This window comes from Streptomyces sp. HM190 (genome assembly GCF_009857135.1).
Taxonomy (GTDB): Bacteria; Actinomycetota; Actinomycetes; order Streptomycetales; family Streptomycetaceae; genus Streptomyces; species Streptomyces heilongjiangensis.
On record NZ_CP047318.1, the window covers coordinates 1931495 to 1948800 of the forward strand.

At 72.6% G+C, this 17306-nt stretch carries 14 protein-coding genes and 2 pseudogenes; 7 read left to right on the plus strand and 9 right to left on the minus strand.

Annotated elements, in window-relative coordinates; translation table 11 throughout:
• Positions 1-50: 50 nt before the first annotated feature.
• The 5 genes from GSY65_RS07975 to GSY65_RS07995 form a co-directional block, all read right to left on the minus strand.
• Positions 51-761: a GntR family transcriptional regulator gene (locus GSY65_RS07975; protein WP_236579716.1), complete on the minus strand. Its 711-nt coding sequence runs from the start codon at positions 759-761 to the stop codon at positions 51-53.
• 169 nt (positions 762-930) lie between these two features.
• Positions 931-1680 (minus strand): MBL fold metallo-hydrolase, encoded by a 750-nt coding sequence (locus tag GSY65_RS07980; RefSeq protein WP_159766653.1) that lies wholly within the window; start codon positions 1678-1680, stop codon positions 931-933.
• Positions 1681-1746: 66 nt separating this feature from the next.
• A complete protein-coding gene (locus GSY65_RS07985) occupies positions 1747-2352 on the minus strand; it encodes a TIGR03086 family metal-binding protein (RefSeq protein ID WP_159766654.1) in 606 nt (201 codons plus the stop codon).
• Positions 2353-2688: 336 nt separating this feature from the next.
• Positions 2689-3864, minus strand: coding sequence for a hypothetical protein (locus GSY65_RS07990; RefSeq protein ID WP_159766655.1), 1176 nt, complete (start codon positions 3862-3864; stop codon positions 2689-2691).
• Positions 3861-4811 carry a 5-dehydro-4-deoxyglucarate dehydratase gene (locus tag GSY65_RS07995; protein WP_159766656.1) on the minus strand — a complete coding sequence of 317 codons (951 nt, stop codon included), beginning with the start codon at positions 4809-4811 and terminating at the stop codon, positions 3861-3863. Before GSY65_RS07995 ends, GSY65_RS07990 begins: the two co-directional genes overlap by 4 nt.
• Positions 4812-5043: 232 nt before the next feature.
• On the opposite strand from GSY65_RS07995, the gene GSY65_RS08000 reads away from it, so the two are divergent.
• From GSY65_RS08000 to GSY65_RS08030, 7 genes are all read left to right on the plus strand, one after another.
• Positions 5044-5853: an NAD-dependent epimerase/dehydratase family protein gene (locus GSY65_RS08000; protein ID WP_159766657.1), complete on the plus strand. Its 810-nt coding sequence runs from the start codon at positions 5044-5046 to the stop codon at positions 5851-5853.
• Between the two features lie 325 nt (positions 5854-6178).
• Positions 6179-6949: a DeoR/GlpR family DNA-binding transcription regulator gene (locus GSY65_RS08005; RefSeq protein WP_159766658.1), complete on the plus strand. Its 771-nt coding sequence runs from the start codon at positions 6179-6181 to the stop codon at positions 6947-6949.
• A gap of 139 nt (positions 6950-7088) precedes the next feature.
• Entirely contained in the window at positions 7089-8459 is a 1371-nt protein-coding gene (locus tag GSY65_RS08010) for an ABC transporter substrate-binding protein (protein ID WP_159766659.1), read from the plus strand.
• The gene (locus GSY65_RS08015) at positions 8456-9394 is read left to right on the plus strand and encodes a carbohydrate ABC transporter permease (RefSeq protein ID WP_159766660.1); all 939 of its coding nucleotides are present in this window, start codon (positions 8456-8458) and stop codon (positions 9392-9394) included. Before GSY65_RS08010 ends, GSY65_RS08015 begins: the two co-directional genes overlap by 4 nt.
• Positions 9391-10215, plus strand: a complete 825-nt coding sequence (locus GSY65_RS08020) for a carbohydrate ABC transporter permease (protein ID WP_159766661.1) — start codon at positions 9391-9393, stop codon at positions 10213-10215. The genes GSY65_RS08015 and GSY65_RS08020 overlap by 4 nt, the downstream gene beginning before the upstream one ends.
• Complete coding sequence (locus GSY65_RS08025; protein WP_159766662.1) at positions 10212-11201, plus strand: zinc-dependent alcohol dehydrogenase family protein; 990 nt, start codon at positions 10212-10214, stop codon at positions 11199-11201. The genes GSY65_RS08020 and GSY65_RS08025 overlap by 4 nt, the downstream gene beginning before the upstream one ends.
• Before the next feature lie 231 nt (positions 11202-11432).
• Positions 11433-12638: a TerD family protein gene (locus GSY65_RS08030; RefSeq protein WP_201452773.1), complete on the plus strand. Its 1206-nt coding sequence runs from the start codon at positions 11433-11435 to the stop codon at positions 12636-12638.
• A 144-nt stretch (positions 12639-12782) separates the two neighbouring features.
• On the opposite strand, the gene GSY65_RS08035 is transcribed toward GSY65_RS08030, so the two are convergent.
• The 4 genes and pseudogenes from GSY65_RS08035 to GSY65_RS08050 all read right to left on the minus strand — a co-directional run bounded on the left by GSY65_RS08035 (position 12783) and on the right by GSY65_RS08050 (position 17256).
• The gene (locus tag GSY65_RS08035; RefSeq protein WP_159766664.1) at positions 12783-13802 is read right to left on the minus strand and encodes a 1-aminocyclopropane-1-carboxylate deaminase; all 1020 of its coding nucleotides are present in this window, start codon (positions 13800-13802) and stop codon (positions 12783-12785) included.
• A 173-nt stretch (positions 13803-13975) separates the two neighbouring features.
• Positions 13976-14614 (minus strand): annotated as a pseudogene (locus tag GSY65_RS08040) (GntR family transcriptional regulator); the annotation flags it as partial.
• Between the two features lie 122 nt (positions 14615-14736).
• Positions 14737-15249, minus strand: a pseudogene (locus GSY65_RS08045) (TROVE domain-containing protein); the annotation flags it as partial.
• A 534-nt stretch (positions 15250-15783) separates the two neighbouring features.
• Positions 15784-17256 carry an alkaline phosphatase PhoX gene (locus GSY65_RS08050; protein ID WP_159766665.1) on the minus strand — a complete coding sequence of 491 codons (1473 nt, stop codon included), beginning with the start codon at positions 17254-17256 and terminating at the stop codon, positions 15784-15786.
• Positions 17257-17306 lie beyond the last annotated feature (50 nt).

Genomic DNA, 17306 nt, shown 5'->3' on the forward strand with positions numbered 1-17306 from the left:
TCTGCGAGGACTGCGGAGGCCGCCGCCGGTGCGGCCGCGGTCTCGGGGGCTTACGGAGCGGTACGGGGCCGGGGGGTGTCGTGGTCGCCCGGGATCCGGCCGACGTGCGGGCCCTCGTCGCCGTCGTGGGCGCCGGGGAAGGCCCGCTCGACGAACGAGGCGATGTGTGCGTGCAGGGCGGCTGCGGCGCCGTCGGCGTCGCCGTCGAGGGCGAGCCGCAGGATCTCCCGGTGCTCGGCGGCCTCCCGCTCCCACGAGGGGTCGGCGGCCCAGGCGACGGCGGAGACCAGGGCGGCCTGGTCGCGCACCTCGTCGAGCATCCGGCCGAGCAGCGGGTTGCCGCAGGGCACGTAGAGCGCGCGGTGGAACTCCCGGTTGGCGAGCGACCGTTCGGCGGTGTCCGTGGCCTCGTCGGCCCTGGTCAGCGCGTCGCTCGCCGCGTCCCACGAGGCACCGCGCCGCACCGAGCGCCGCAGGGCCTCCGGCTCCAGGAGGAGCCGTACGTCGTAGACCTCGCGCGCCATGTCCGCGTCGACCATGCGCACCGTGACGCCCTTGTACTGGCTCATCACGACGAGTCCGGTACCGGCCAGCGTCTTCAGCGCCTCGCGCACGGGCGTCTTGGACACCCCGAACTGCGCGGCCAGCTCGGTCTCGACCAGGGCCTGACCCGGTGTCAACCGTCCGGTGAGGATGCGGTGCTTGATCCCCTCCAGCACGAACTGCGTGCGGGACGGAATAGGCGTGGGCACAGAGGTCATGCGCGGCCTCTCGATGTCACGGAGATCCCACGAGCTGCCCGTCACGGCATCTCCCGTATCTGATCTCGCGTATCGCGTCTCATATATGACGTACGAAGTACGACGCGTTGAAGGTAGGAGGGGGCGCGTGTTTCGTCAATGCTTCCGGCAAAAGAATCCGCGGTTGCCGTCAGACGACGCGGGTGTCGCCCTCACGCGCGCTCTCGGTCGGCCCACCGAACGCCACGGCCGCGCGTCCGGCGGCTTCCTCCCTGGTCAGCGCGGGTCCCACATGGGTGACGAGCAGCCGGCTCGCCCCCTTGGCGCACGTTCCCGCCTCCTCCGGCGTGAGATGCACCCGGGGTTCGCCATCGCGATGTGCGGCGACGTGCGCCTCGCACAGGAAGAGGTCGGCGCTGCCCGCGAGCCGGGTGAGCGCGTCGCACGGCCCGCTGTCCCCGGAGTACGCGAACACCCGCCCCTGGCACTCGGCGCGCAGCCCGTACGCCTCCGCGTCGTGGACGACGGCACGCGCGGTGAGGGTGAGGTTCCAGTGCCGGGCGGTGTGCCCGTCGTACAGCGGACGGAAGTCGAACACGCCGGTCAGGAAGGCGGTGTCGGGCCGGCCGAGGAAGCCGGCGACCCGCCGGGCGCAGCCGTCGGGCGCGTAGACGGGGATCGGGGCGGGCGGGGTGAGCCCGCCGTACGCGAAGCCGTACGCGGCGGCGAGCAGATCGGCGCTGTGGTCGGCGTGCAGATGGGACAGCCAGATCGCCGTGAGCCTCGTGGGGTCCGTGTGCCGCTGCAACTCCGCGAAGGTGCCGAACCCGGCGTCCACCCATATCTCCGCGCCCCCGCCGCGCAGCAGATATCCGGAGGCGGGCCGGCCCGGCCGGGGGTGCGCGGAGGCGGTACCGAGGACGGTGAGGCTCAGGGGCATGTGGGGGAGCGTACGGACGCGGGCGGGGGCCCGCGCCGGATTTCGCGTGTTCTGTCTGGGGAACGCCTACGGCTTCCCGTTCGGGTCGCGTCCGCTCAGGCCGATGGCGCGGTCCAGGAGGGGCGCGTCGTCCGGCACGGGGACGACGGGGCCGAAAATGCGGTCCCGCCCCGGGGCGCCGACCGAGGCGGCGAGGAAGGCGTGGGACGCGGCCAGGGCGTCCGGGTCGGGCTCGTACGCCTGTCCGGTGGCGCGGGCGAGGTCCCAGCCGTGCACGACGAGTTCGTTCACGGCGACGGCACCGGCGACGGCCCCCGGCAGCGGCACCCCGCCCGCCCTGGTGTCGCCGGTCCAGGCGGCCGGGTCGCGCCACGCCTCCGCGAGTTCGCCGAGCGTCCGGGGCAGGGCCTCGCGCCAGTCGGGGCCGATGTCGGGGAGGGCTGCGCCGGGGTCGGTGTCCGTCGTGGGCCCCAGGTCCTTGCGGGCGGCGTCCCGGAAGGCGACGCAGAGACCGAGCAGATGCCCGAGGAGGTGCCGCACGGCGTACGCGGGGCAGGGGGTCGCGGCGGAGAGTTCCTCGTCCGCGACGGCCCGCGCGAGCGCGGCCACGACACGGGTCTGCGCGGTGAGATCGAGGGGGGCGGTGAGAGGGCCGGCGTCGTCGACGGTCATCCGGGGCTCCTTCGGGTCGGTCGGGGCGCGTGCCTTTCTCGGTAGACCGACTCGGTGGGGAGAACTCATCGCCGATGGGAGGGGCCCTGTGGCGCGTCGGCGAGAGCGGGCAGGTGGGGGCCGTTCGCGCACGCGCGGCGGAGCCGCATGTGCCAGCGCCCCGCGCCCCTGAAGGGCGACCGGGGCCGCGCCCCGTGCCTTTCCGCAGCGCCCTCCAGCCGCAGCCCCACGCCTTCCGGGGGAGGGCGGGCCGCAGGCCCGTCCCTCCAGGGGCGCGGGGAACCGCGCGAGAACCACGACGCACCCGCAGCCGCCCACGCGCCCCCCGGCCACGGACTACTGGGCGAACGGCACCGCCGTCAGTCCCTCCCGCACCGCCGTCAGGTCCTGGTCCGACGCCAGACCCGCGTGGTAGAGCCGGATCTCCGTCGCCCCCAGTTCGGCCGCCCGCCGGGCGTCCGCGCCCAGGGTTCCGGGGCTGCCGCCCATCCCGGACACGACGCCGAGGTTGGCGGCCAGCACCGCCCCCTCCACGCCGGCCTCCGCGAACGCCGGAAGCAGCCCCGGCCCGCCCGCGCACGGCACGACGACGCCGTCCGCCACGCCGAGGATGTGCGCGGGGTCGACGCCCGCGTTCGCCCCGCAGTGGTACGTCACGGGGTCCGCGTGCAGCAGCACCTGGAACCCCTCGGGCGCGGCGGCCCGGACCGCCGTGACGGCGTCCTCCTGGAGGGAGCGGGCGACGGTGTCGCGCCACAGCCGGGTGCCCGCCGCCCGCTCCGCGCCGAGGAGCTTCTCGACCGCCGGCCACCCCTCGTCGACCGGCTCGCCCCGCCACAGCGGTTCCAGCGCGTCGCGCACGGCGGCGGCCAGGTCGTCGGGGTCCAGCCCGGCGTCGGCGTACCCGTCCCGGCAGGCCGGGCAGAAGCAGAGCGCCATCAGGTACTGCCCGGCGTCCCCGAGCGCGACGCCGCCGGTCTTGTCGTGGGCGTGCAGGTGCTGGAAGCCGTACCAGCCGAGGGACTCCAGTTCGGTGCCGCGCGCGCCCGGCCGTACCGCGGCCTCCGCCGCCAGGTCGACGAGGTACCCACGGGTCTCCGCCTGGGCGATGCACGGCGCCCACGGGTAGCGGTCGCCGTAGGCGTTGACCACGGAGGTCGACGGGTGCTCCGCGCCGAGCCGGGAGCTGTGGGCGAGGACCACCCAGCTGTGCACCTCCAGACCGGCGGCCTCCAGGGCCCCGGAGGCCTCACCGAAGGCGTCGCCGGGCGCCCACTCCCCCGCCGGGTACGGCCGAAGGGTCCGCCCCCGCCACCGGTCGCCCGGCGGGTACAGCACGGCCGCGTACTCGGCGGTGACGACGCGGTGCCGGGGATGTCGCGGGGTGAGCGCGCGGGTGGAGTGGTACGCGGAGGCGAGCGTCACCTGCCGCACACCGAGTTCCGCGATGCGCTCCGCGGCGGCCGGATCCCCGTTGACGTCCCACGGGTAGACGAACGTAGACGCCTTCACTTGCCCTCCTGGCACTCCTCCAGCAGCGCGTATCCGCGCTCGATCAACTGGCCCAGCTGTTTGACGTGTTCCTCCGCCGGCTCGTGCAGCGGCGGCCGTACCTCTCCCACGTCCAGCCCCCGTAGCCGTACCCCGGCCTTCACCAGTGACACGGCATAGCCGCGCCCTTTGGCCCGCAGGTCGACGAAGGGGCGGTAGAAACCGTCCAGGAGCCGTCGCACGGTCGGGTCGTCGCCCGTGCGCAGCGCCCGGTGGAAGGCCAGGGCGATCTCCGGGGCGAAGCAGAACACGGCCGACGAGTACAGGGTGACACCGACGCCCCGGTAGGCGGGCTGCGTCAGTTCGGCGGTCGGCAGCCCGTTGAAGTACAGGAAGTCGCCCGGCGCCTCGCCGCGCACCGTGCTCACGATGCGCTGCATCAGGTCGAGGTCGCCCACCCCGTCCTTGAGGCCGACGACGCCCTCGGTGCGGGCGAGTTCGACGACCGTGGCGGGCGTGAGGACGGCGTTGTCGCGCTGGTACACGATCACCGGCAGCGGGGTCGCGGCGGCCAGCCGGCGGTAGTGCCGCAGGAGTCCTTCCTGTGCGGCGACGACGAGGTAGGGCGGCAGGGCGAGCAGCCCGTCGGCACCGGCGTCGGCGGCGAGCCGCGCGTAGCGCTCGGCGAGCGCGGTGCCGTAGCCGGTGCCGGCGACGACGGGCACCCGCCCTGCGGTCTCCGCCACCGCCGCCCGCACGCACTCCTGGAACTCCTCGGGCGTGAGCGCGTGGAACTCCCCGGTCCCGCAGCAGGCGAAGACGGCGGCGGCCCCGGCCTCGACGCCCCGGCGCACATGCGCGCGGCAGGCGTCGAGGTCGATCCGGCCGTCCGGGCCGTAGGCGGTGACGGGGAAGAACAACGGCCCGGTGGGGACACGGAGTCGAGCGGCGAGCGAGGCTGACGTCACGGGCTCTCCCAGTCCATGTCGCTGATCACTGTCTACATTTCTGAACGATGTCACGCTAGGACGCCCCCGCCGGGGCGGTCAAGGTCACCCACCCGCTCCGCACCTGCCGATTCACCCGTCCGGCGCGCACCCGCGGCACACTTGACGCACCGGACCCACACTCCCTAGCGTGTCCACGAATGTGAATGCTGGACGCCCATATGCACGAATGGCGATGCAAGGAGACCCGAGGATGCCCGCTCCCCGCACCGTTCTGCTCACCGGCGCCGCCGGTGGCCTCGGCACCCTGATGCGGGAGCTCCTCCCGGCGTACGGCTACGAGCTGCGTCTGCTCGACCTGCTCCCCGTCGAGGGCGAGCCGGACGCGATCACCGCCGACCTCGCCGACAGGGAGGCCCTGCGGGAAGCCGTACGGGGCGTCGACGCGATCATCCACCTCGCGGGCATCTCCCTGGAAGCCCCCTTCGAGAAGATCCTCCGGGCCAACATCGAGGGCACGTACAACCTGTACGAGGCCGCCCGCCAGGAGGGCGTCCCGCGCATCGTCTTCGCCTCCTCCAACCACGCCGTCGGCTTCACGCCCCGCCCGCAGGGCGACGACCCGCTGATCCCGGTCGACACCCCGCACCGGCCCGACACCTTCTACGGCCTGTCCAAGTCCTTCGGCGAGGACCTCGCCCAGTTCTACTGGGACAAGCACGGCCTGGAGACGGTGTCCGTGCGGATCGGCTCCTGCTTCCCCGAGCCGACCAGCGTGCGCATGCTCTCGGTCTGGATGAGCCCGGCCGACGGCGCCCGCCTCCTCCACGCGGCCCTGACCGCGAAGGACGTCGGCCACACCGTGGTCTACGGCTCCTCCGCCAACACCCGCCTGTGGTGGGACCTGTCCTCCGCCCGCGCGCTGGGCTACGCGCCGCAGGACGACTCCGAGCCGTACGCCGAGAAGCTCATCGCCGAGCAGGGCGAACTCGACCCCGGCAACGAGGCGCACGCCTGCCTGGGCGGCCACTTCGTGAGCGATCCGCCGATCTGGCCGTACTGACCGGACGACCGTCGGCCGGCCGGTCCTCCGGCCGCCGACTCCTCACGGGGACCGGGATCGCCCGCCGTGCGGAAAACGAGGGCCGTGCGGCGGACGAGAGCGGCGGGCGGGCACCGAACGGGCCCGCCCGCCGCCGCATTCGGGCACGCCCGCTGCCCGATCCGCCGTCCGCCCCAGGTCCCCGGCGGGCGGCCACCGTCGAAACGGGCAGGGACGGGCATCATCGGGCTCGCAACAGACCTGGTCAGCGCCACGCACCCGCTGTAGAACTGGCACCGGGCCCCGAACGGGCCCGAACGGGCAGTGCGACGGCGAGGGAGAGCGGATGTCGGCCATGAGCGCGGAGGAGAGGCAGCGCGAGATCGTCCGGATCGCCCGCCGCGCGGGCTCCGTCGACGTCGCCGCGCTCGCCGCCGACCTGGGCGTGGCGAAGGAGACCGTACGGCGTGATCTGCGCGCCCTGGAGGAGCACGGGCTCGTGCGGCGCACGCACGGCGGCGCGTATCCCGTGGAGAGCGCCGGGTTCGAGACGACGCTCGCGTTCCGCGCGACCCGTCACGTCCCGGAGAAGCGGCGGATCGCCGCCGCCGCGGCCGAGTTGCTCGGGGACGCGGAGACGGTCTTCCTCGACGAGGGCTTCACCCCGCAGCTCATCGCAGAGGCCCTCCCCCGGGACCGGCCGCTGACGGTGGTCACCGCCTCCCTCGCCACCGCGGGCGCGCTCGCCGAGGCCGGCAACACGACCGTGCTGCTGCTCGGCGGCCGGGTGCGGCCCGGCACCCTCGCCACCGTCGACCACTGGACGACGAAGATGCTCGCCGGCTTCGTCGTCGACCTCGCCTACATCGGCGCCAACGGCATCGCCCGCGACCACGGGCTCACCACCCCCGACCCGGCCGTCAGCGAGGTCAAGGCCCAGGCCGTCCGCGCCTCCCGGCGCACCGTCTTCACGGGCGTGCACACCAAGTTCGGCGCCGTCAGCTTCTGCCGGTTCGCCGCGGTGGGCGACGTGGACGCGATCGTCACCAGCACCTCCCTGCCCGCGGCGGAGGCCCACCGGTACGCCCTGCTGGGCCCCCAGGTCATCCGCGTCTGACCTCCCCCGCCCGATCCACCGACCTCACCCGGCCGATCCCCGGCCTCCCCAGACCGATCCCCGGCCCCTCCATGCCTCCACGCACCCTTTATCTCCCGTTATGACCCTCCGTCTCCCCCCTATGTCCAGGAGCGATCACATGCGAACCCCGAGCCGACGGAGGCCGCGCGCAGCACTCGCCGCGGTCGCCGCAGGGACGCTGCTCGCCCCGCTTCTCTCCGGTTGCTGGACCGGAGCGGGCGGGGCGGGATCCGGCGGCGACTCGATCAACGTACTGATGGTCAACAACCCGCAGATGCAGGAGCTGCGCAAGCTCACGGCCGCGCACTTCACGAAGCGGACCGGCATCGAGGTGAACTTCACCGTCCTGCCGGAGAACGACGTCCGCGACAAGATCAGCCAGGACTTCGCCAACCAGGCCGGCCAGTACGACGTGGCGACACTCAGCAACTACGAGATACCGATCTACGCCAGGAACGGCTGGCTGGAGGAGATGGACCCGTACGTCGCGCAGGACCGCGCGTTCGACCAGGGGGACATCCTCAAGCCGATGCGCCAGTCCCTGACGGGCGACGACGGCAGGCTCTACGGGCAGCCCTTCTACGGCGAGTCGTCCTTCCTGATGTACCGCAAGGACGTGTTCGCCGAGCGGGGGCTCACCATGCCGGAGCGCCCCACCTGGCGGCAGGTCGCCGACCTCGCCGCGAAGGCGGACGGCGCCGAACCCGGCATGAAGGGCATCTGTCTGCGCGGCCTGCCCGGTTGGGGCGAGGTCATGGCTCCCCTGACCACGGTCGTGAACACCTTCGGCGGCACCTGGTTCGACAAGGACTGGAAGGCGCGCCTGGACTCTCCCGAGTTCGAGCGGGCCACCCGGTTCTACGTCGACCTCGTCCGCGAGCACGGCGAGGCCGGGGCCGCCCAGTCCGGCTTCGCCGAGTGCCTGAACAACATGACCCAGGGCAAGGTCGCCATGTGGTACGACGCCACCTCCGCCGCCGGTTCCCTGGAGGCCGACGGCTCCCCCGTGAAGGGGGACATCGGCTACGTACCGGCGCCGGTCGAGCGGACCGAGTCCTCCGGCTGGCTCTACACCTGGGCCTGGGGCATCCAGAAGGCCTCCCGCAACCCCGACAAGGCCTGGACGTTCGTCTCCTGGGCGTCCGGCAAGGAGTACGAGGAACTGGTCGGCGACGAGATCGGCTGGTCCAACGTGCCCGCCGGCAAACGGAAGTCGACGTACGCGAACCCCGACTACCGCGCGGAGGCCGCCGCCTTCCAGGAGATGACCCGCGAGGCCATCGAGGGCGCCCGGCCCACCGATCCGGGCGTGCAGCCGCGGCCCGCGCCCGGCATCCAGTTCGTCGGCATCCCCGAGTTCACCGACCTCGGCACCAAGGTCTCCCAGGAGATCAGCGCGGCCATCGCCGGACGCCAGTCCGTGAAGTCGGCCCTGCGCAAGGCACAGGCGCTCGCCGAGCAGATATCCGAGGAGTACGAGGGACGATGACCGCGACCACGACAGCGCCGAGGACGGCGACACCCGTACGCGCCCGGAGCGGGTCCGGCGAGCGGCTGCGGGCCTGGGCGACCCGCGCCCCGCTCCTGCCCGCCCTCGTCTTCCTGATCATCGTGACCCAACTGCCGTTCGTGGCCACGCTGGTGATCTCCTTCTTCGACTGGAACTCCCTCTACCCAGACGCCCGGAGCTTCGCCGGCCTCGCCAACTACGGCGAGGTCCTCACCGACCCCGACCTGCGCCGCTCGGTGTGGACGACGGTCCTGCTGACGGTCGCGGTGGTCCTGGCCAGCCTGGTCCTGGGCCTGCTGCTGGCCCTGCTGCTGGACCGGAGGTTCCCCGGCCGGGGCCTGGTCCGCACCCTGCTCATCGCCCCGTTCCTGGTGGTCCCGGTGGCGGCGGCCCTGCTGTGGAAGCACGTCCTCTACAACCCGGAGTACGGCCTGTTCAACGGTCTGCTCCACTACGTCGGCGGCCCGCAGCCCGACTGGATCTCCGCGACGCCGCTGCTCGCGGTGGAGGCCTCGCTGGTGTGGCAGTGGACGCCGTTCATGATGCTGATCCTGCTGGCGGGCCTGCAGTCCCGCGACCACCAGCAGATCGAGGCGGCCCGCGTCGACGGCGCGAGCGACTGGCAGATCTTCCGCCACCTGACCCTGCCGCACCTGCGCCGCTACCTCGAACTCGGCGCCCTGCTGGGCTCCATCTACATCGTCCAGAACTTCGACGCCGTCTTCACGATCACCTCCGGCGGCCTGGGCACGGCGAACCTGCCGTACACCGTCTACCAGACCTTCTACCAGGCCCACGAGAACGGCCTCGCCTCGGCGGCCGGCGTGCTGGTCGTCATCGGCTCGATCATCATCGCGACGTTCGCGCTGCGCGTGGTCTCGTCGCTGTTCCGCGAGGAGGCGGGGCGCTCATGAACGCCGTACGACGCAACGCTCCCGGTCTGCTGGCCTGGTTCGCCGGGATCGTCTTCTTCCTGCCCATCGCGTGGATGGCGCTGACGTCCTTCCACTCGGAGTCGGACGCGGCGACCAACCCGCCGTCCTTCGCCGCCGCCCTGACCCTGGACGGCTACCGCGAGTTCTTCGGCGTGGACGGCGGCGCGAGCCCCTGGCCCGCCCTCATCAACTCGACGGTGGCGTCCCTGGTGTCGACCCTGCTCGTCCTGCTGCTGGCGCTCCCCGCGGCGTACGCCCTGTCGATCCGCCCGGTCCGCAAGTGGACGGACGTGCTGTTCTTCTTCCTCTCCACCAAGATGCTGCCGGTGGTGGCGGGCCTCCTCCCGATCTACCTCTTCGCGAAGAACGCGGGCCTGCTCGACAACATCTGGCTGCTCGTCGTCCTCCACACCTCCATGAACCTGCCGATCGCCGTGTGGATGATGCGGTCCTTCCTCGCGGAGGTGCCGGTCGCGGTGATCGAGGCGGCCCAGCTGGACGGCGCCCGTCTGCCGACGGTGCTGAGGCGGGTGGTGGCGCCGATCGCCGCTCCGGGGATCGCCGCGACCGCGCTGATCTGCTTCATCTTCAGCTGGAACGAGCTGCTGTTCGCGCGGGTGCTGACGGGTGTCGTGGCCGAGACCGCGCCCGTCTTCCTCACCGGCTTCATCACCAGCCAGGGCCTGTTCCTGGCGAAGGTGTGCGCCGCGTCCCTCGTCATCTCCCTGCCGGTGCTCGCCGCGGGGTTCGCCGCCCAGGACAAACTGGTCCAGGGCCTGTCCTTGGGAGCCGTCAAATGAAGGCCGCCGTCATCGAGTCCGTGGGCAAGGCCGTCGTCACCGAGGTCCCGGACCCGGCGCCGGGCCCCCGCGACGTCGTCGTCCGGGTCGCCGCGTGCGGCCTGTGCGGCACCGACCTGCACATCCTCCAGGGCGAGTTCGCGCCCGAGCTGCCCATCGTGCCGGGCCACGAGTTCGCGGGCGAGGTCGTGGCCGTGGGCGGCGGGGTCACCGAGCTGACCACCGGCGACCGGGTGGCGGTGGACCCGTCCCTGTACTGCCACGAGTGCCGCTACTGCCGCACCGGTCACAACAACCTCTGCGAGCGGTGGGCCGCGATCGGTGTCACCACGGCGGGCGGCGCCGCGGAGTACGCGGTGGCGCCCGTGGCGAACTGCGTGAAGCTGCCGGACCACGTCCGCACCCAGGACGCGGCACTGGTGGAGCCCCTGTCCTGCGCGGTACGCGGCTACGACGTGCTCAGGTCCCGCCTCGGCGCCCATGTGCTGATCTACGGCTCGGGAACGATGGGCCTGATGATGCTGGAGCTGGCCAAGCGGACCGGCGCGGCGAGCGTGGACGTCGTGGACGTGAACCCCGCGCGGCTGGAGACGGCGCGCCGCCTGGGGGTCTCGGGGGCGGCCGCGAACCCCGACGAGCTGGACCGGCCGCAGGGCTGGGACCTGGTGGTGGACGCCACCGGCAACGCCGCCGCGATCCAGGACGGCCTGGACCGGGTCGCCAAGGCGGGCACGTTCCTCCAGTTCGGCGTGGCCGACTACGCGACGCGAGTCACGATCGACCCGTACCGGATCTACAACCAGGAGATCACCATCACCGGCTCGATGGCGGTCCTCCACAGCTTCGAACGCGCGGCGGAACTGTTCGCGAACGGGGTGCTCGACCCGGATGTCCTCATCAGCGACCGGGTGCCGCTGGACCGCTACCCCGAGGCGCTGGACCGGTTCGCGTCGGGCGCGGGCCGGAAGATCGTCGTGGTGCCGTAGGACCGGGGCGGGCACCCCGGCCGGTACGCACCGGGGTGCCCGCCCCTGCCCGCCCCGCGGTCCTGGGCATGCCGCGTCCCCGGGGCCGCACACGCGCCGGCCGCCTCCTCGCCGAGGCCGCGGCGGGCCCCGGGAGCACCCCCCGCGACCGCCGCTGACCCGAACGGCGGCCCGGCCCGCTGGGTAAGGGAACGGTAAAGCGGCTTGAATCGTTCACCACGCATGACAGCTATGACCCCCGGCTCGAACATCCCGCTGCCCGTTCCCCGTGTCGCGGTGGACGTCTCCGCCCCCGTGCGGCTCGACGTATCGGGCCTGCTGCTCACCGCCGACGGCAAGGTGCGCTCGGACGACGACTTCATCTTCTACAACCAGCCGAGCGGTCCGGGCGTGACGTACCGCTCGGGCGGCGGTGCGACCCCCGACTCGATCACGGTCGACACCACGGCCCTCCCCCCGGGCATCGAGAAGATCGTCGTCACGGCGAGCCCGGACGCGGCCGGCCAGACCTTCCAGGGCATCGAGCCCACCGCCACCGTCCGGGACGCCGCGAGCGGCTCGGTGATCGCCACGTTCACCCCGCCGCAGCTCGGCACGGAGACGGCCCTGGTGATCGTGGAGATCTACCGGCGCAACGGCGCCTGGAAGGCCCGCGCCGTCGGCCAGGGGTACGCCGACGGCCTGGCCGGCATCGCGACGGACTTCGGCGTCACGGTGGAGGAGCCCGCCCCCGCCCAGCCCGCGGCCCCGGCCCGGCCGGTGGCTCCGCCCACTCCCACCCTGCAGACCCCGGTGACCCCGCCGGCCCCGCCCGCCATGGCGCCGCCCGCCCCGCCGGCCCCTCCCGTTCCGGGCGCCGGGAAGATCAACCTGGACAAGGGCCGGGTCAGCCTCCAGAAGAACCAGACGGTCTCCCTGGTCAAGGGCGGCCGCCCGCTGCTCTCCCAGGTCAAGATGGGCCTCGGCTGGGAGCCCGCGTACCGGGGCAAGGACATCGACCTGGACGCGTCGGTGATCGCGTACGGCCCGCAGCGCAACCACATCGACAGCTGCTACTTCGGCAAGCTCTCGATCGTGAACGGCGCGATCAAGCACTCCGGCGACAACCTCACGGGCGAGGGCGGCGGGGACGACGAGGTGATCGTGGTCGACCTCGGCCGGCTCCCCCAGGAGGTCACCGGCCTGGTCTTCACGGTCAACTCCTTCTCCGGCCAGAAGTTCACCGAGGTCGCCAAGGCCTACTGCCGCCTGCTGGACGCCGCCAGCGGCGAGGAACTCGTCCGCTTCGACCTCACCAACGCCGAGGCGCAGACGGGCGTGATGATGGCCAAGCTGATCCGCCAGTTCTCCGGCGAGTGGGAGATGACGGCCATGGGTGACTTCGTGAAGTCCCGCACGGTCCGGGGCATGGTGAAGCCGGCGGCCCAGGCGCTCTGACCCGGCGGAGACGAGGAGCGGGACGCCGAGGAACGTCGAGGGACGTCGAGGGCGGGACGCCGAGGGACGGGAACGTCAGAAGGGCGGGAACGTCACAAGGGCGGATCCGGACTGACCGGATCCGCCCCCCGTCCCGTCACCGCGTCACTGGATGACGCCGCTGTACGCGTTCAGCGCGGGCTGGCCGCCGAGATGGGCGTAGAGGACGGTCGAGTCCTCGGGGATCTCGCCGCGTTCGACGAGGTCGATCATCCCGGCCATCGACTTCCCCTCGTAGACCGGGTCGGTGATCATGCCCTCGGTGCGGGCGGCGAGCTGCATGGCGACGAGGGTGGCGTCGTCGGGGACACCGTAGATCCCGGCATGGTAGCGCTCGTCCAGTTCCACGTCCGCCTCGGTCAGCTCGCGCTTGACGCCGATGAGCCGGCCGGTGCGGTGGGCGATGCGCGCGATCTGGGCGCGGGTGGTGTCCGGCTTGGCGGAGGCGTCGATGCCGAGGACCCGGCGGGGCCGTCCCCCGGCCTCCTCCAGCGCCGCGAACCCGGCGACCATGCCGGCCTGGGTGGATCCGGTGACCGAGCAGACGACGATCGTGTCGAAGAAGACGCCCAGCTCCCGCTCCTGTTCGGCGACCTCGTGGGCCCAGGAGGCGAAGCCGAGACCGCCGAGGGGGTGGTCGGAGGCGCCGGCCGGGATCGCGTACGGCTTGCCGCCCGACTCCTCGACCTCCCGGAGAGCCAGCTCCCAGCTCTCCTTGAAGCCGATGCCGAACCCGGCCTGGACCAGCCGTACGTCCGCGCCGGCGAGCCTGCTGATCAGGATGTTGCCGACCTTGTCGTACACGGCGTCGGGCCACTCCACCCAGCTCTCCTGCACGAGCACGCACCTGAGTCCGGCGCGGGCGGCGACGGCCGCGACCTGGCGGGTGTGGTTGGACTGCACCCCGCCGATGGACACCAGGGTGTCGCAGCCCTGGGCTAGCGCGTCGGCGACCAGGTACTCCAGCTTGCGGGTCTTGTTGCCGCCATAAGCGATGCCGGAGTTGCAGTCCTCCCGCTTGGCCCACAGGGAGGCGCCGCCGAGGTGGGCGGTCAGGCGTTCCAGCCGGTGCACGGGCGAGGGCCCGAAGAGGAGCGGGTAGCGCTCGTAGGAAGCAAGGGACACGGGTCCTCCCGGGGTCAGGGTCGGTGGTCCACGCCGGTGGCGGGCTCTGCGTAGCCGGCGGCGGCTTCGGCGGGAAGTCCGCCGTCGGGTTCGGTGGCGGGTGGCGCCTGGGGCCCGGCGGCGGGCGGGGACCCGGCGCCGGTGGCGGGGCGGGCCCCGGGTTCGTCCGGTTCGTCGGCGAGGGCCGCGAGGCCGCGCCAGATCTCGGCGGTGACGATGACCGCCTCGTCCGTGTCACCGGCCGCGCAGGCGTCGATCAGCCGGTCGTGCAGTCCGGCCGAGCGGCAGTTGCCGCCCTCGCCGAAGCGGCGTCGCTCCAGCCGGCGGATGAGCGGGGTGTAGCGGGCGACAGTGGCGGCGGCGGCGCGGTTGCCGCTCACCCGGACGAGGACGTCGTGGAGTTCGTCGTCGGCGTCCAGGGCCGCGTCGACGTCACCCGCGCGGACCGCCGCGGCGAACCGCGCGTTGGCGGAGCGCATCGTCTCCACGTCCGCGGCGAACAACCGGGGCACGGCGACCCGGGTGGCCAGCTCGTGCATCGCGCCGACCACGGCGGCGGCGTCGCGCACCTCGGCGGCCACGACCGGCGTCACCCGTGTGTAGCTCTGCGGTTTGCTCTCCAGCAGTCCCTCGTCCACCAGCCGCGAGAACGCCTCCCGCACCGGCGCGCGGGACAGCCCCAGCCGCTCCGCGAACTCGGCGTCCCGCACCACCGCGCCGGGTTCGATCTCCCCGGCCACGATGGCGTCCCGGATGGCGCGGTAGGCGCGGTCCCTCAGCAGGGTGCGGCTCACCGGTCGTATGGCGTCCATGAACTGAAATGTTAGATGTCAGTTCGGGGGCCGAACAAGAGTGTGGCCCGTGGCCCTGCTGGGACACGGGCCACACTCGGGGCGTCGTCCCGCCCTGTCCCCCGTGGTCGGTCTTCCTGTCGTCAGCGGTTCCACGGCCAGTCGGCGTCCCGTGCCGCCTCCAGCAGCGGGACCATCCGGAACGCCGCGTCCGAGAGGCCGCCGAAGGTGTGGCGGTTCGCCGTGCCGGAGGGGCCGTGGCCCGCCCGGTGACCGGCGAGGTTCCAGGTGTAGACCGGCACGTGGGCCGGGATCCGGGCGGTCGGGTCGCCGTAGTGGCTGTACGTGGCCTGCTCGTCGGTGACGATCAGCACCCGGTCGTGCTTGCGGTAGTGCCGCCGCACCGCCTCGGTGGTGTCGGTGCCGCCGAGGTCGCCGAAGCGCTCCAGGATCTTCAGCACCGACTCGCCCTTGCGGAGCGACACCGGCCGGCTCGTGGTGCCGAACTCGACGAGATCCGCGTCCGCCGCCCGCAGCGCGAGCGCCGTACCGAAGATCGCCGCGGCGTCCGCGTAGGTGAGGGACGAGCGGTCGGTCAGGCGCGAGAAGAACATCGAGCCCGAGCGGTCGACCAGGACCAGGGTCCGGCCGGGCAGCTGGTGTTGAACCGCGCCATGGTGAATTCCCCCGAATTCCTTCGCACGTGGTGCGTGATTGTTTTTCGGAGGGAGGCGCGACAGATGGAAGATGCCCGAGGTCCGGGTCGGCGGCGGGCGCTGTAGACCGGCGCGTCTTCCTTTCCGCCACATCGGCCCTGGACCGATGACGGGATTCGAACCCGCACGAGGGAATTCCCTCACCGGTTCCCGAAGTATCCGCTGCCTGCGCACCGGGCATCCACCGTGTGCCGCGCCTCCCGAGATCAAGGTGGCGGCGGCTTGGATTCTCTTGGCAGAAGAAGGAGCCGCAGCCCGCGCACCGGGAGGTGCATGAAGTTGTGGGTGTCCAGAGATCGAGTTCGGCGGAACCGACGTAGGTGCTCTAACCCCTGAGCTACACCGGCGTGTTGTGCCGGCGGCGGGACTCGAACCCGCGACCGCCCCATTATGAGTGGAAGCAGGTCCTGCCTTCGCACCTGGAAGTGCATCACTCTAGGAGGACGGTCGCGGGTGGGCGAACGAATTGTTCGATTACCGCTTCTGCCGCTTCCAGGGGCCGGTGATGGCCAGCAGGATGCCCGGCGTCTGGATGTTGGCGTACAGGGTCTTTCCGTCGGGCGAGAAGGTGACGCCGGCGAACTCGCTGTACTCCGGCTCCTCCTCGGTGCCGATGTTCAGGTCGTTGCGGGCGATCGGATACGTACGGCCGCTGTCGGTGGCGCCGAACAGGTGCTGGACGCCCTCGCCGTCCTCGGCGATGACGATGCCGCCGTAGGGGGAGACGGTGATGTTGTCGGGGCCGTCGAGGGCGCCGTCGGCGGACGGGGCCGGGTTCACGCCGAGCAGGACCTTCAGGGTGAGGGTGCGGCGTTTGGGGTCGTAGAACCAGACCTGGCCGTCGTGCGCGGCACCGGGGCTCTCCGCGCGGGCGTACGAGGAGACGATGTAGGCGCCGCCGTCGCCCCACCACATGCCCTCCAGCTTGCGGGCACGGGTGATCTCGTCGAACTGCTTGCGCACGGCGACGGTCCGCGCGTCCCGGTCGGGGACGTCGACCCAGTCGACGCCGTAGACGGTGCCGACCCTGGTGGCGCGGGAGAGGTCGTCGACGAAACGGCCGCCGGAGTCGTAGCACTTGGGTGCCTGGAGGACTCCCGCGTCGTCGGCGAGGGTCCGGAACCTGCGGGGACCGTAGGTGAAGCCCTTCGGCGGGGTCCAGCGGTAGAGGAGGCCGTTGGGGCCGGAGGCGTCCTCGGTGAGGTAGGCGTGGCCGCGCCGGGGGTCGATGACGACGGCCTCGTGGTCGTAACGGCCGAAGAACTTCAGGGGCTTCGGGTCGCGGTTGGCGCGCCGGTCGCAGGGATCGACCTCGAAGACGTAGCCGTGGTCCTTGGTCATGCCGTTGACGCCGGCCCGGTCGGAGTTCTCCTCGCAGGTGAGCCAGGTGCCCCACGGGGTGCTGCCGCCCGCGCAGTTGGTGGAGGTGCCCGCGATGCCCACCCACTCGGCGACCCGGCCGTCGGGGCGGACCTCCACGACCGTGCAGCCGCCGGACGCGGCGGGGTCGTACACGAGCCCCTCGGTGAGCGGCACCGGGTACGGCCAGTTGGCGCGGGGTCCCTTCAGTTCGTGGTTGTTGACGAGCAGGGTGGTGCCCCGGGGGCCGGGGAACGCGGCGGTGCCGTCGTGCTTGCCCGGGGTGAACTCCCCGGACTCCAGTCGGGTCCGCCCGCTGTGGGTGAGGATCCGGTACGTGAACCCGGCCGGCAGCGCGAGGATCCCCTCGGGGTCGGGGACGAGGGGCCCGTAGCCGACCCCGCCGTGCCGGTGCGCCCCCCGGCCGTCGGAGGCGTCGGGGTCGGCGCCGTCCGTGTGGTGCGCGGCGGTGTCCGTCGCCGCGAGGGCGTTCGGCGCGGTGGCGAGGGCGCCCACGGTGCCGGCCAGCGCGACACCGGCGCCGGTGGCCGCGGATCGACTGGCGAAGTCCCTGCGGGTGAGCGACATGCTGTCTCCTGCGTGCGGTGGGAGGCGTGCGAGGGGAGGACCGTGGAGGG

Coding starts and splice junctions, on each gene's coding strand:
- GSY65_RS07975 (WP_236579716.1), bottom strand. CDS start 761: ATGACCTCTGTGCCCACGCCTATTCCGTCCCGCACGCAGTTCGTGCTG.
- GSY65_RS07980 (WP_159766653.1), bottom strand. CDS start 1,680: ATGCCCCTGAGCCTCACCGTCCTCGGTACCGCCTCCGCGCACCCCCGG.
- GSY65_RS07985 (WP_159766654.1), bottom strand. CDS start 2,352: ATGACCGTCGACGACGCCGGCCCTCTCACCGCCCCCCTCGATCTCACC.
- GSY65_RS08000 (WP_159766657.1), top strand. CDS start 5,044: ATGCCCGCTCCCCGCACCGTTCTGCTCACCGGCGCCGCCGGTGGCCTC.
- GSY65_RS08005 (WP_159766658.1), top strand. CDS start 6,179: ATGTCGGCCATGAGCGCGGAGGAGAGGCAGCGCGAGATCGTCCGGATC.
- GSY65_RS08010 (WP_159766659.1), top strand. CDS start 7,089: ATGCGAACCCCGAGCCGACGGAGGCCGCGCGCAGCACTCGCCGCGGTC.
- GSY65_RS08015 (WP_159766660.1), top strand. CDS start 8,456: ATGACCGCGACCACGACAGCGCCGAGGACGGCGACACCCGTACGCGCC.
- GSY65_RS08020 (WP_159766661.1), top strand. CDS start 9,391: ATGAACGCCGTACGACGCAACGCTCCCGGTCTGCTGGCCTGGTTCGCC.
- GSY65_RS08025 (WP_159766662.1), top strand. CDS start 10,212: ATGAAGGCCGCCGTCATCGAGTCCGTGGGCAAGGCCGTCGTCACCGAG.
- GSY65_RS08030 (WP_201452773.1), top strand. CDS start 11,433: ATGACCCCCGGCTCGAACATCCCGCTGCCCGTTCCCCGTGTCGCGGTG.
- GSY65_RS08050 (WP_159766665.1), bottom strand. CDS start 17,256: ATGTCGCTCACCCGCAGGGACTTCGCCAGTCGATCCGCGGCCACCGGC.